Below are 14,202 nucleotides of genomic sequence, written 5' to 3'. Positions count from 1 at the left end.
GGGTGTTACAACCAAAGGATACCCCCCGGAGGGTATCAGGAGTTCCGGACGCCGGTCTCTATAAAAAGACTGTAACGGAATAGTAGTGGATGATACTCCAGCAATGGAGTCCTTTGCAGAGGGATATCAGCATGCTCAGCGGTAAGGTCAAGTGGTTCAACAACGCCAAGGGCTACGGTTTCATCCTGGCTGACGGCCGAGATGAGGACCTGTTTGCTCACTACTCGGCAATCCAGATGGATGGCTACAAGACACTCAAGGCCGGCCAGCCCGTCAGCTTCGAGATCCTGCAAGGTCCGAAGGGGTTGCACGCAGTAAACATCCAGGCCGTCAACGCCAATGCATCCACCCAACCCGCTCAGACTGCTGCAAGCAGCGAGGTTCAGAACCTCACGGCGGAAGCCTGATTCCCGGCGGATCAGACCCAACGGAAAAGGCCGGCAGTATGCCGGCCTTTTTCATGGGCGAAGCACCCGGTTACATCTTGGCGATGATCGCGTCGCCGAACTCGGAGCACGACAGCAGCTTGGCGCCATCCATCAGGCGCTCGAAGTCGTAGGTCACGGTCTTGGCGGCGATAGCGCCGTTCACCCCGTCGATGATCAGGTCGGCCGCTTCCGGCCAGCCCATGTGGCGCAACATCATCTCGGCGGAAAGGATCACCGACCCCGGGTTGACCTTGTCCAGGCCGGCGTACTTGGGCGCGGTGCCGTGGGTCGCCTCGAACATCGCCACCGAATCGGACAGGTTGGCCCCCGGCGCGATGCCGATGCCGCCCACCTCCGCCGCCAGGGCGTCGGACAGGTAGTCGCCGTTCAGGTTGAGGGTGGCAATCACGTCGTACTCGGCCGGGCGCAGCAGGATCTGCTGCAGCATGGCGTCGGCGATCACGTCCTTGACCACGATGTTCTTGCCGGTGGCAGGGTTCTTGAACTGCATCCACGGGCCGCCGTCCAGCAGCTGGGCGCCGAACTCGTCGCGGGCCACTTCGTAGCCCCAGTCCTTGAACGCACCCTCGGTAAATTTCATGATGTTGCCCTTGTGGACGATGGTGACCGAACTGCGGTCATTGTCCACGGCGTATTGCAGGGCCTTGCGCACCAGGCGCTTGGTGCCCTCCTGGGAAACCGGCTTGATACCGATACCGCAGTCGTTGGTGAAGCGGATCTTCTTGACGCCCATCTCCTCGGTGAGGAACTTGATGACCTTCTGCGCTTCGGGCGAGCCGGCCTTCCACTCGACGCCGGCATAGATGTCTTCGGAGTTCTCGCGGAAAATCACCATGTCCACGTCACCGGGCTTCTTCACCGGACTGGGAACGCCCTCGAACCAGCGCACCGGGCGCAGGCAGACGTAGAGGTCGAGCTGCTGACGCAGAGCCACGTTCAGCGAGCGGATGCCACCACCCACCGGAGTGGTCAGCGGGCCCTTGATCGAAACGACGTAATCGCGAACGGCATCCAGGGTTTCCTGGGGCAGCCAGGTGTCCTGGTCGTAGACCTGGGTGGCCTTCTCGCCGGCGTAGACTTCCATCCATGCGATCTTGCGGTCGCCCTTGTAGGCTTTCTCGACGGCAGCGTCGACGACCTTGATCATGACCGGGCTGATATCCACGCCAATGCCATCCCCCTCGATGAAGGGAATGATCGGATTCTTCGGTACATTCAAGGACATATCGGCGTTGACGGTGATTTTGTCACCGGCCGGCACCTGGATCTTTTGGTATCCCATGCTGAACTCCGCTTTTTGGTTGAAACCGCTTGCAGCCACTGAGGGTAGCTCACAAGTCGGTAATCGAACTACATCATTCCTTAGTCTAAAAAAGGTGCACGCATCACCCTGCCTTTAGGGTGGTATACTGGCCGGCATGACTTAATGGTCATCGAGGTCCGAGCAGTCTGGGACCAGACTCTCTCCTCGCAGCGGCGCACATCCCCACCAGGATTCCGCCGTACAACGCTCTACTGGCGCCCCAATATCCCCGCGGCAATTCTCGAAGGTCGGTCAACCACTTCGTTGAGCGCAAGCGTGTACCAACGCGATTCGAGACTCTGTGCGCGCCCAGCAAAGAAGAGAGTTAGAACGAGATGTCCATCCGCTCGAAGATCACCTACACCTTCACCGACGAAGCACCCGCCCTTGCGACCTATTCGCTTCTTCCTATCGTAAAAGCCTTTGCCGCCTCCGCCGGCATCGACGTCGAGACCCGCGACATCTCTCTTTCGGGCCGTATCCTGGCCTCCTTCGCTGACAAGCTCGGCGACCAGGCGATCGAAGACGATCTGGCCTACCTGGCCGTGCTGGCCACCGACGCCAAAGCCAACATCATCAAGCTGCCGAACATTTCCGCCTCGGTACCGCAGCTCAAGGGCGCCATCGCCGAGCTGCAGAAGCTGGGCTACGCCGTTCCGGACTTCCCGGAAGATCCGCAGACCGACGAAGAGAAAGACACCCGCGCCCGCTACGCCAAGGTCCTGGGCAGCGCCGTGAACCCGGTCCTGCGTGAAGGCAACTCCGACCGCCGCGCCCCCGCCGCCGTCAAGGCCTACGCCCGCAAGCACCCGCACAGCATGGGCAAGTGGAGCATGGCTTCGCGCTCCCACGCCGACTACATGCGTGGCGGCGACTTCTTCTCCAGCGAGCAGTCGGTCACCATCGGCAAGGCCGGTGAAGTCCGCATCGAGTTCGTCGGCAAGGACGGCAAGGTCGAGACCAAGAAGACCCTGAAGATGCAGGACGGCGAAGTCCTCGACAGCATGTTCATGAGCTGCAGCAAACTGCGCGCCTTCTTCGAGAAGACCCTGCAGGACTGCAAGGAAACCGGCGTCATGTGGTCCCTGCACGTCAAGGCCACCATGATGAAGATCTCCCACCCGATCGTCTTCGGCCACGCCGTCACCGTCTACTACAAGGACGTGTTCGAGAAGTACGGCCAGCTGTTCGAAGAGCTGGGCGTGAACCCGAACAACGGCATCTCCAGCGTCTACGACAAGATCAAGTCGCTGCCGGCCTCGCAGCAGGAAGAAATCCTGCATGACATCCACGAGGTGTACAGCCACCGTCCGGAAATGGCGATGGTCGACTCGGTCAAGGGCATCACCAACCTGCACATCCCCAGCGACGTGATCGTCGACGCCTCCATGCCGGCCATGATCCGCAACTCGGGTCAGATGTGGGGCAAGGACGGCAAGCAGAAAGACACCAAAGCGGTAATGCCGGAAAGCACCTACGCCCGCATCTACCAGGAAATGATCAACTTCTGCAAAACCAACGGCGCGTTCGACCCGACCACCATGGGCAGCGTACCGAACGTCGGCCTGATGGCGCAGAAGGCCGAGGAATACGGCTCCCACGACAAGACCTTCGAACTGGAAGCTGACGGCGTGATGCGCGTCGTCGACGCCGACGGCAAGGTCCTGATGCAGCACGAAGTACAGGCCGGCGACATCTGGCGCGCCTGCCAGACCAAGGACGCGCCGATCCGCGACTGGGTCAAGCTGGCCGTTACCCGCGCCCGCCAGTCCAACACCCCGGCCATCTTCTGGCTGGATCCGGAGCGCGCCCACGACAACGAGCTGCGCAAGAAGGTCGAGCTGTACCTGAAAGACCACGACCTGACTGGCCTGGACATCAGCGTCAAGGGCTACAACGAAGCCATCCGTACCAGCATGGAGCGTCAGCTGCGCGGCCTGGACACCATCTCGGTGACCGGCAACGTGCTGCGCGACTACCTGACCGACCTGTTCCCGATCATGGAACTGGGCACCTCGGCCAAGATGCTGTCCATCGTTCCGCTGATGGCGGGCGGCGGCATGTACGAAACCGGCGCCGGCGGCTCGGCTCCGAAACACGTACAGCAACTGGTGGAAGAGAACTACCTGCGCTGGGATTCCCTGGGCGAGTTCCTGGCCCTGGCCGTCTCCTTCGAAGAAGAAGGCATCAAGACCGACAACGCCAAGGCCAAGGTACTGGGCAAGTGCCTGGACATCGCCACCGGCAAGCTGCTGGACAACAACAAGTCGCCGTCGCGCAAGATCGGTGAGATCGACAACCGCGGCAGCCACTTCTACCTGGCCACGTACTGGGCCCAGGCCCTGGCCGAGCAGAACGACGATGCCGAGCTGAAGGCTCACTTCGCCGGCCTGGCCAAGACCCTGACCGAGAAGGAAGCGGCCATCGTCGCCGAACTCAACGGCGTACAGGGCAAGCCGGCGGAAATCGGTGGCTACTACCGTTCCGATGCGGAGCTGACCAGCAAGGTCATGCGCCCGAGCGCGACCTTCAACGCCGCGATCGACGCACTGGCGTAAGCCGCTTCGTGTGACAACAGAACCCCCGGGCCTTCCCGGGGGTTCTGCTTTCTGCGCCCCGCAACGTTAAACTCGCGACTTTTATTCTTCCGAAGGGGAGTCCAAATCCATGCGCTGGCTAGCACACGTCACCGTCGCCACCATCGTCGAAGACCAGGGTCGCTTCCTGCTGGTGGAAGAAACGTCCGCTGACAAAAAGCCGGTCTTCAACCAGCCTGCCGGCCACCTGGAAGCCAACGAAAGCCTGCTCGAAGCCGCCGTGCGCGAAACCCTGGAAGAGACCGGCTGGGACGTGGAGCTGACTGCCGTCACCGGCATCTACCTGTACACCGCACCGAGCAATGGCGTGACCTACCAGCGCGTCTGTTTCGCTTCTCGCCCGCTGCACCATCACGCAGAGCGCGTGCTGGACGACGGCATCCTCGGCGCCCGCTGGATGACCCGCGAAGAGCTGGCCGCACAGCCCGAACGCTGGCGCAGCCACCTGGTGCTGGACTGCATCGACGATTACCTGCGGGGTGAACGCTATCCCCTCAGCCTGATCAAGGCCTGACGCGCAAGCAGCGCCTCTGCCGTCCGGCTCTGGTAGAATCCCCGCCTTTAATCTGCACCCGTGATGCGCCGCCATGCCTGATTCTTCACTGAAAAGCCCCCAGAACACCCGCGTCATCGTCGGCATGTCCGGCGGCGTGGACTCCTCCGTCTCCGCCCTGCTCCTCAAGGAACAGGGGTACCAGGTGGAAGGCCTGTTCATGAAGAACTGGGAAGAGGACGACGGCACCGAGTACTGCACCGCCATGACTGACCTGGCCGACGCCCAGGCCGTCTGCGACCGCATCGGCATAAAGCTGCACACCGCCAACTTCGCCGCGGAATACTGGGATAACGTCTTCGAGCACTTCCTCGAGGAATACCAGGCCGGCCGCACGCCGAACCCGGACATCCTCTGCAACCGCGAAATCAAGTTCAAAGCCTTCCTCGACTACGCCGTCGCCCTGGGCGCCGACCTCATTGCCACCGGCCACTACGTGCGCCGCCGCGATATCGACGGCCGCAGCGAACTGCTCAAGGGCCTGGACCCGAACAAGGACCAGAGCTACTTCCTCCACGCCGTAGGCGGCGAACAGATCGGCAAGACCCTGTTCCCGGTGGGCGAACTGGAAAAGCCCGAGGTCCGCGCCATCGCCGAGAAGTACGGCCTGGCCACCGCGAAGAAGAAGGACTCCACCGGCATCTGCTTCATCGGCGAGCGCCGCTTCAGCGACTTCCTCAAGCAGTACCTGCCGGCGCAGCCGGGCAACATCGAGACCACCGACGGCCAGGTCATCGGCCAGCATGTCGGACTGATGTACCACACCATCGGCCAGCGCCAGGGCCTGGGCATCGGCGGCCTGAAGAACGCCGACGACAGCCCCTGGTACGTGCTGGAGAAGGACCTGGTGCGCAATGTCCTGGTCGTCGGCCAGGGCAACGACCACCCGTGGCTTTTCTCCCGCGCCCTGCACGCCTCGCACATCTACTGGGTCAACCCCATCGACCTGGACCAGCCCAAGGCCCTGCGCGCCAAGGTACGCTACCGCCAGGCCGATCAGGATTGCGTGCTCGAGCGCACCGCCAACGGCTACCGCGCGGTATTCGACGAGCCGCAGCGCGCCGTGACGCCCGGCCAGTCCGTCGTCTTCTACGACGGTGAAATCTGCCTCGGCGGTGGCGTCATCGAATCCGCAGAACCCGCGTTCGCTAAGGAAACCGCATGAGCGATCTGCACGACCAGATCATCGCCCTTTCCGGCGTCTTCGAAGCCGCCGCCCTGGTAGACCGCCTGGCCCGCACCGGGCAGGTACCCGAGGCCCCGCTGGGCTGCATGCTCGGCAGCCTGCTGGTGCGCGACCCGAAGACCACCCTCGACGTCTATGGCGGCGACACCGCCAACCTGCGCGAGGGCTTCCGCGCCCTGGTCAGCGCCCTGGAGCGCGACCCCAACAGCCTGCAGCGCGAGCCGCTGCGCTACGCCCTGTCGCTGATCGGCCTGGAACGCCAGCTGAACAAGCGCGACGACATGCTCGACATCATGGGCAGCCGCCTGGACCAGATCCAGCAGCAGGTGCAGCACTTCGGCCTGGTCCACGAGAACGTCATCGCCTCCTGCGCCGGCCTCTATCAGGACACCCTGAGCACCTTCCGCCAGCGCATCCAGGTGCACGGCGACATGCGCCACCTGCAGATCAACGCCAACGCCGCGCGCATCCGCGCCCTGCTGCTGACCGGCATCCGCTCCGCACGCCTGTGGCGACAGCTCGGCGGCAACCGCTGGCAGATGCTGTTCAGCCGGAAGAAAATGCTCAACGAACTGCGCCCCCTGCTGCGAGGCTGAAACCTGCCCATCCGGTCGCCGCAAAGGCGACCGGTTCGCGCCATTCATGTATGATGTGCGCCCTTTTCGTTGACCGACAGCCACGAGAACGCCCCATGCAGCTTTCCTCCCTTACCGCGGTTTCCCCCGTTGACGGCCGTTACGGCAGCAAGACCAGCGCCCTGCGTCCGATTTTCAGCGAATACGGTCTGATCCGTTTCCGCGTCCTGGTGGAGGTCCGCTGGCTCCAGCGTCTCGCCGCCCACGCCGGCGTCCCTGAAGTGGCGCCCTTCTCCGCCGAAGCCAACGCCCTGCTCGACCAGCTGGCCGATGACTTCCAGCTGGAGCACGCGCAGCGCATCAAGGATATCGAGCGCACCACCAACCACGACGTCAAGGCCGTGGAATACCTGCTCAAGGAACAGGCCGCCAAGCTGCCAGAACTGGCCAAGGTCAGCGAGTTCATCCACTTCGCCTGCACCTCGGAGGACATCAACAACCTGTCCCACGCCCTGATGCTGCGCGAAGGCCGTGACACCGTGCTGCTGCCGCTGATGCGCCAGATCGCCGACGCCATCCGCGAGCTCGCGGTGAAGTTCGCCGACGTGCCGATGCTCTCGCGCACCCACGGCCAGCCAGCCTCCCCGACCACCCTGGGCAAGGAACTGGCCAACGTCGTCTACCGCCTGGAGCGCCAGATCAAGCAGGTTGCTGCGGTCGAGCTGCTGGGCAAGATCAACGGCGCCGTGGGCAACTACAACGCCCACCTGTCGGCCTACCCGCAAGTGGACTGGGAAGCCAACGCCCGCGAGTTCATCGAAGGTGACCTGGGCCTGAACTGGAACCCCTACACCACCCAGATCGAGCCGCACGACTACATCGCCGAGCTGTTCGACGCCGTGGCGCGCTTCAACACCATCCTCATCGACTTCGACCGCGACGTCTGGGGCTACATCTCCCTGGGCTACTTCAAGCAGAAGACCGTCGCCGGCGAAATCGGCTCCTCGACCATGCCGCACAAGGTCAACCCGATCGACTTCGAGAACTCCGAAGGCAACCTGGGTATCGCCAACGCCCTGCTGCAGCACCTGGCCAGCAAACTGCCGATCTCCCGCTGGCAGCGCGACCTGACCGACTCCACCGTGCTGCGCAACCTCGGCGTCGGCTTCGCCCACAGCGTCATCGCCTACGAAGCCAGCCTCAAGGGCATTGGCAAGCTGGAGCTGAACGCCGCGCGCATCGCCGATGACCTGGACGCCTGCTGGGAAGTCCTGGCCGAGCCGGTACAGACCGTCATGCGCCGCTACGGCATCGAGAACCCCTACGAGAAGCTCAAGGAGCTGACCCGCGGCAAAGGCATCAGCGCCGAAGCCCTGCAGGTGTTCATCGAAGGCCTCGACATGCCCGCCGAAGCTAAGGCCGAGCTGAAGAAACTGACCCCCGCGAACTACATCGGTAACGCTGCCGCCCAGGCCAAGCGCATCTGAGATTCGCCCTGACTTTGCACGCCCGGCTGTGCCGGGCGTTTTTGTTTCAAGGACTTACACATGAATCCTGCTATTCCTCTTCAGCTTTTGGGCGGCATCAGCGCCGAAGAATTCCTCCGCGACTACTGGCAGAAAAAGCCCCTGCTGGTGCGCCAGGCGATCCCCGACTTCAAGAGCCCGCTGGACCCTGACGAGCTGGCCGGCCTCGCCCTGGAAGAGATGATCGAGTCACGCATCGTCCTCGAACACGGCGACAGCCCGTGGGAACTGCGCCGCGGTCCGTTCCAGGAAGACACTTTCAGCCAGATGCCCGAGCGTGACTGGACCCTGCTGGTGCAGGCTGTCGACCAGTTCATTCCGGAAGTCGCCGAACTGCTGGAACACTTCAAGTTCCTGCCCAGCTGGCGCATCGACGACGTGATGATCAGCTATGCCGCACCCGGCGGCGGCGTTGGCCCGCACTTCGACAACTACGACGTGTTCCTCCTGCAGGGCCACGGGCACCGCCGCTGGAAAGTCGGCCAGACCTGCGATGCCAGCAGCCCGATGCTGCCCCATGCCGACCTGCGCATCCTCGCCGAATTCGAAGAGAGCGCCGACTGGGTGCTGGCGCCCGGCGACATGCTCTACCTGCCGCCGCGCATCGCCCACTACGGCATCGCCGAAGATGACTGCATGACCTACTCGGTCGGCTTCCGCGCCCCCAGCGCCGCCGAAGTACTGACCCACTTCACCGACTTCCTCGCCCAGTTCCTCTCCGACGAAGAGCGCTACAGCGACGCCGGCATGGCGGCGATGAAAGGCGACTCCGACCAGCACCAGATCCAGCGCGACGCCCTTGATCGCCTGAAGAACCTGCTGCAGGAGCACATGAGCGACGAGCGCCTGCTGCTCACCTGGTTCGGCCAGTTCATGACCGAGCCGCGCTACCCGGAACTGGTCGCCGGCGAAGAGATCGAGGAGGACGACCTGACCGCCGCCATCGAAGACGGTGAAGTACTGATCCGCAACCCCAGTGCCCGCATGGCCTGGAGCGAAGTGGACGTCGGCCTGCTGCTGTTCGCCAGCGGCCAGACCGTGGTCCTGCCGGAAAAACTGCGCGACCTGCTCAAGCTGGTGTGCTCGGCGGAGTCGCTGCACGAAGGGAATCTCGGCCAATGGCTGGCCGACGACGATGGGCGTAAGCTCATCGGAGAACTGATCAAACAGGGCAGTCTGGAGTTTGCCGATGAGTAGCGAGATCAGGGTTCGCGTCGCCGATTGGCAGAAGGATAATGCCGATCTGCGGCGCATTCGCGAGGCGGTCTTCATCGCCGAGCAATCGGTCCCACCGGAACTCGAATGGGACGCCGAGGATGTCGAAGCCGTGCATTTCCTGGCCTTCGAAGGCGACTATGCGATCGGCACCGCCCGCCTCCTGCCGGACGGGCACATCGGCCGGGTCTCGGTCCTCAAGGACTGGCGCGGCCTGAAGGTCGGCGACCTGCTGATGCGCGCCGCCATCGAGCAAGCGGAAAGCCAGGGCCTGCAACGCCAGCTGCTGACCGCCCAGGTCTACGCCATTCCCTTCTACGAACGGCCAGGCTTCCAGGTAGCCAGCAGCGAATTCCTCGACGCCGGCCTCCCCCACGTGGACATGGTGCGCGAGAGCGCCTGAGCAGCGACTGACAAGGAGCGACATGGACAACGCCCCGGAACAAGACGACCTCCCGGTAGAACTGCCGGACATAGAGTTCCAGTCACCGGGGCGTTTTGCCGTCCACAACCCGCCCAGCGAAGCGCTGCCGCCCGCCATCCTGGAGCCCGCACCCTTCGTGCTGGGCCAGGGTGATGAGCTGCAGCGGTTCAACAAGCCTGACGACGCTCGCGCCCACGCCCTGGCGCTGATACAGCAGGCACGCCGCACGCTCTACCTCTACACCCCCGACCTGGAACCCTGGCTGTATCACCACAGCAGCATCCAGGAAGCCTGCACCCAACTGCTGCTGGGCAATCCGCGCAATCGCCTGATGATCCTGGTGCGCGACAGCACCCGCGCCGTGAAGGAAGGCCATCGCCTGCTGAATCTCAGCCGCCGACTGTCCAGCTACTGCCAGATCCGCAGAATCAACCCGGATTATCCGAGCGAGGAACATGCCTTCCTCCTCGCCGATGACTGCGGCCTGCTGCTGCGCCCCGAGCCCGCTGAATACGCCGGTTACGCGCACTACAACAACGCCGGGCGGGTCCGTCAGCTGATCGCGCAATTCGAACAGACCTGGAACACCAGCGTCCTCGACCCGAACCTGCGGAGCTTCCTGATTTGACTCGCCAGCCACTCGCCCTGTTCGTCGCCTGCAGCCTCAGCCTCGCCGCCGTGGCGCAGCCGCGCACCGAAGTCATCCCGCTGAACTACCGCACCGCCGAGGAAGTGCTGCCGATCGCCCAGCAGGTGCTGGGCAACGAAGGGCGCGTCAGCGCCTATGGCAACCAACTGGTGGTGAACGCCGAGCAGGCGAAGATCCGCGAGCTGCAGCAGGTGCTCAACCAGCTCGACACCCGCCCCCACCAGTTGCTGATCAGTGTCGATACCGTCAGCGGCAGCCAGGGCGGCCAGAGCGGCTATTCGGTGGATGGTTCAGTCAGCGCCGGCAACGTGGAAATCCAGTCCGGCCGCGGCGAAGTCAATGGCCGCGACCAGGTGCGCATCATCAACCGCTCCACCAACAGCCGCGGCGGCGGCACCCAGCAGGTGCGCGCCACCGAAGGCTCGCCCGCTTTCATCCAGGTCGGCCAGAGCCGCCCGGTGACCGACGCCGGCATCGGCCCCTACGGCCAGGTCTACAGCCAGACCCAGTACCGCGACGCCAACCAGGGCATGTACGTGACCGCCAGCCTCACCGGCAACCTCGTACACATCACCCTCAGTACCCGCAACGACCGTTTCAACGAAAGCTACCAGGGCGCGATGAATACCAGCTCGGCGCAAACCAGTGTCAGCGGCCCGCTCGGCCAGTGGATCGAAGTGGGCGGCACCAGCGAGAGCAACCAGAGCACCCAGAGCGGCTTCGCCCGCCAGTACAGCACCCAGGGACGCAGCGACAGCAGCCTGCGGGTGAAGGTCGAAGTGCTCGACTAGGTCTTCGGTAGGTGACTTGCCGGTCCACGTTAGACCTTCGTGTAGTAGTCCAAAAAAAACACTACAAAACGTTTGACGAACGCTCGTTTGAAAGTGCATGATGGCTTCGCTCCCGCTAACCAGAGGGCCTCAAAGCCCTTCGGACCGAGCCAGTGGCCCACCCGCCATGCAGGTCCGTGTTGTTAAGCCCACAAGGCGGATCGACGAGGTTGCGACTGGCAAGAGGTTGTCCTGAGGGACGGGGAAGCAAGCCTGAGTAACAGCACGAAGTGACGGATTCAGCCGTCCACCATCGCCCAACGGCTGCCACGAGCCGGCAAGCGATCTGGATGTCATCGCTGCAGTCACCCGTCTGTACGCCGCTCTACCCCACTCCTCCAGTGTCATTCCTTCTTTTCGGTCGCCCCTTCGCCATCCCGCGGCGAGCAACCCGCAGCCAATTCCGTTTCGATACAGGTTTTGAGTGGGTAAGTCGGTGCTCAACCAAACACATACTTTGAAGGATTGACCATGTCCGCTTATCAAAACGACATCAAAGCCGTTGCCGCCCTGAAAGAAAAAACCGGCAACAGCTGGAGCGCTATCAACCCCGAGTCGGTTGCCCGCATGCGCGCTCAGAACCGCTTCAAGACTGGTCTGGACATCGCCAAGTACACTGCGGCCATCATGCGCAAGGACATGGCCGAGTATGACGCCGACACTTCCGTCTACACCCAGTCGCTGGGCTGCTGGCACGGCTTCATCGGTCAGCAGAAGCTGATCTCGATCAAGAAGCACCTGAAGACCACCAACAAGCGCTACCTCTACCTGTCCGGCTGGATGGTTGCCGCGCTGCGTTCCGACTTCGGCCCGCTGCCCGACCAGTCCATGCACGAGAAGACTGCCGTTTCCGGCCTGATCGAAGAGCTCTACACATTCCTGCGCCAGGCTGACGCCCGCGAACTGGACCTGCTCTTCACCGCCCTGGACAGCGCTCGCGCCGCCGGCGACAAAGTCAAGCAGGATGAAATCCAGGCCCAGATCGACGGCTACGAAACCCACGTGGTACCGATCATCGCCGACATCGACGCCGGCTTCGGTAACCCGGAAGCCACCTACCTGCTGGCCAAGAAAATGATCGAAGCCGGTGCCTGCTGCATCCAGATCGAAAACCAGGTTTCCGATGAGAAGCAGTGCGGCCACCAGGACGGCAAAGTGACCGTTCCGCACGAAGACTTCCTCGCCAAGATCAACGCCGTTCGCTACGCGTTCCTCGAGCTGGGTGTCGACGACGGCGTGATCGTTGCCCGTACCGACTCCCTGGGCGCCGGCCTGACCAAGCAGATCGCCGTGACCAAAGAGCCGGGCGACCTGGGCGACCAGTACAACTCCTTCCTGGACTGCGAAGAAGTTTCCGCTGCCGAACTGCAGAACGGCGACGTGGTGATCAACCGCGGCGGCAAGCTGCTGCGTCCCAAGCGCCTGGCCTCCAACCTGTTCCAGTTCCGCAAGGGCACCGGTGAAGACCGTTGCGTCCTGGACTGCATCACCTCGCTGCAGAACGGCGCCGACCTGCTGTGGATCGAAACCGAGAAGCCGCACGTTGGCCAGATCAAGGGCATGGTTGACCGCATCCGTCAGGTCATCCCGAACGCCAAGCTGGTCTACAACAACAGCCCGTCGTTCAACTGGACCCTGAACTTCCGTCAGCAGGTGTTCGATGCATTCGTCGCCGAAGGCAAGGACGTTTCCGCCTACGACCGCGCCAAGCTGATGAGCGTCGAGTACGACGAGACCGAACTGGCCCAGGTTGCCGACGAGAAGATCCGCACCTTCCAACGTGACGGTTCGGCCCACGCCGGCATCTTCCACCACCTGATCACCCTGCCGACCTACCACACCGCCGCGCTGTCCACCGACAACCTGGCCAAAGGCTACTTCGCCGACCAGGGCATGCTGGCCTACGTGAAAGGCGTTCAGCGTCAGGAACTGCGTCAGGGCATCGCCTGCGTCAAGCACCAGAACATGGCTGGTTCGGACATCGGCGACAACCACAAGGAGTACTTCGCTGGCGAAGCCGCTCTGAAAGCCTCGGGTAAAGACAACACCATGAACCAGTTCCACTAAGAACTGGCTCACCGGCCCCTCGGGGCTGGCAGGCTCAACGAAACCCCGGCCTCGGCCGGGGTTTTGCTTTTTGCGCTTGGCCGAACCGCCAGACCTCCTCTCCCCGCCCGCCAAGGGCAGGCTCGTCTCCACATGCCAGCCTCGCGCTTCCTTTATATGAATGGAAACGCCCATGCCCAAGCGCAACCGCCTCGCCTTCGCCGCCCACCTGATCCAACGCCTGCCGCACCGCTTGCGCGAACCGCTGCTGACCCGCCTGTTCTGCTCCCAGGTGCGTTTCGCCGGCACGGCCGGCGTGCGCATCCAGAGCCTCGCCAGCGACGAGGTACGGATGAGCCTGGCCAATCACCGGCGCGCCCGCAATCACATCGGTGGCGTGCACGCGGCAGCCATGGCGCTGCTCGCGGAGTCCGCCAGCGGCTGCCTGGTCGGCATGAACCTGCCCGACCACAAGCTGCCGCTGATCAGGAGCCTCAAGGTGGACTACCTGCGCCGGGCCGGCGGCGGCCTGCGCGCCATCGCCACGCTGACGCCGCAACAGCGCCGCGCCATGCTGGAGGAGGACCGCGGTGAAACCCTGGTCCAGGTGACCCTGCTGGATGATTCCGGCGCCGAACCGGTACGTTGCGAGATGCGCTGGGCGTGGGTCGGGAAGAGAAAATGAACCACGCCAACCGAGGGGTGACCAACCAGACTGCAGCGGGATAATCCAGCGCTGCCCTTTTGCAGGAAATTGGTTTGGCCCCCTGTATCTGAGGGCAGGGCCTCACGCTTAAACTAGGAGATAGTCTTGTGACTGGTTTTAAGCGTATGCCCAATGGAAGTGAT

At 63.2% G+C, this 14,202-nt stretch carries 13 protein-coding genes; 12 read left to right on the top strand and 1 reads right to left on the bottom strand.

The features are described 5' to 3' along the window. The first annotated feature begins 131 nt into the window (after nt 1–131). Complete coding sequence (gene cspD, locus HNP46_RS31575; RefSeq protein WP_184597022.1) at nt 132–407, top strand: cold shock domain-containing protein CspD; 276 nt, start codon at nt 132–134, stop codon at nt 405–407. A gap of 70 nt (nt 408–477) precedes the next feature. Here the strand turns inward: cspD and icd are convergent, their stop codons facing one another. After that, nucleotides 478–1,731: an NADP-dependent isocitrate dehydrogenase gene (gene icd / locus HNP46_RS31570; RefSeq protein ID WP_184597021.1), complete on the bottom strand. Its 1,254-nt coding sequence runs from the start codon at nt 1,729–1,731 to the stop codon at nt 478–480. Between the two features lie 356 nt (nt 1,732–2,087). Between icd and HNP46_RS31565 the strand changes: the two genes are divergently transcribed. The 11 genes from HNP46_RS31565 to HNP46_RS31515 all read left to right on the top strand — a co-directional run bounded on the left by HNP46_RS31565 (nt 2,088) and on the right by HNP46_RS31515 (nt 14,038). Further along, complete coding sequence (locus tag HNP46_RS31565) at nt 2,088–4,310, top strand: NADP-dependent isocitrate dehydrogenase (RefSeq protein WP_184597019.1); 2,223 nt, start codon at nt 2,088–2,090, stop codon at nt 4,308–4,310. A gap of 109 nt (nt 4,311–4,419) precedes the next feature. Beyond that, on the top strand, nt 4,420–4,863 hold the full coding sequence (locus HNP46_RS31560) for an NUDIX hydrolase (protein WP_184597017.1): 444 nt from the start codon (nt 4,420–4,422) through the stop codon (nt 4,861–4,863). A gap of 73 nt (nt 4,864–4,936) precedes the next feature. Continuing rightward, nucleotides 4,937–6,067 (top strand): tRNA 2-thiouridine(34) synthase MnmA, encoded by a 1,131-nt coding sequence (mnmA, locus tag HNP46_RS31555; RefSeq protein WP_184597015.1) that lies wholly within the window; start codon nt 4,937–4,939, stop codon nt 6,065–6,067. Then, complete coding sequence (gene hflD / locus HNP46_RS31550; protein ID WP_184597013.1) at nt 6,064–6,684, top strand: high frequency lysogenization protein HflD; 621 nt, start codon at nt 6,064–6,066, stop codon at nt 6,682–6,684. The genes mnmA and hflD overlap by 4 nt, the downstream gene beginning before the upstream one ends. Nucleotides 6,685–6,779: 95 nt before the next feature. After that, complete coding sequence (gene purB, locus HNP46_RS31545) at nt 6,780–8,150, top strand: adenylosuccinate lyase (RefSeq protein WP_184597011.1); 1,371 nt, start codon at nt 6,780–6,782, stop codon at nt 8,148–8,150. A 60-nt stretch (nt 8,151–8,210) separates the two neighbouring features. After that, nucleotides 8,211–9,386, top strand: coding sequence for a cupin domain-containing protein (locus HNP46_RS31540; protein WP_184597009.1), 1,176 nt, complete (start codon nt 8,211–8,213; stop codon nt 9,384–9,386). Further along, nucleotides 9,379–9,807: a GNAT family N-acetyltransferase gene (locus tag HNP46_RS31535; RefSeq protein WP_184597007.1), complete on the top strand. Its 429-nt coding sequence runs from the start codon at nt 9,379–9,381 to the stop codon at nt 9,805–9,807. The genes HNP46_RS31540 and HNP46_RS31535 overlap by 8 nt, the downstream gene beginning before the upstream one ends. Before the next feature lie 22 nt (nt 9,808–9,829). After that, a complete protein-coding gene (locus tag HNP46_RS31530; protein ID WP_184597005.1) occupies nt 9,830–10,456 on the top strand; it encodes a histone acetyltransferase HPA2 in 627 nt (208 codons plus the stop codon). Further along, nucleotides 10,453–11,268, top strand: a complete 816-nt coding sequence (locus tag HNP46_RS31525; protein WP_184597004.1) for a secretin N-terminal domain-containing protein — start codon at nt 10,453–10,455, stop codon at nt 11,266–11,268. The genes HNP46_RS31530 and HNP46_RS31525 overlap by 4 nt, the downstream gene beginning before the upstream one ends. Before the next feature lie 510 nt (nt 11,269–11,778). Then, nucleotides 11,779–13,374 (top strand): isocitrate lyase, encoded by a 1,596-nt coding sequence (locus HNP46_RS31520; protein ID WP_045214761.1) that lies wholly within the window; start codon nt 11,779–11,781, stop codon nt 13,372–13,374. Between the two features lie 172 nt (nt 13,375–13,546). Then, entirely contained in the window at nt 13,547–14,038 is a 492-nt protein-coding gene (locus tag HNP46_RS31515) for a DUF4442 domain-containing protein (protein WP_184597002.1), read from the top strand. The last annotated feature ends 164 nt before the right edge of the window (nt 14,039–14,202 follow it).

This window comes from Pseudomonas nitroreducens (assembly GCF_014204515.1).
GTDB lineage: Bacteria > Pseudomonadota > Gammaproteobacteria > Pseudomonadales > Pseudomonadaceae > Pseudomonas > Pseudomonas nitritireducens_A.
This window is presented reverse-complemented; position numbering and strand designations above follow the sequence as displayed.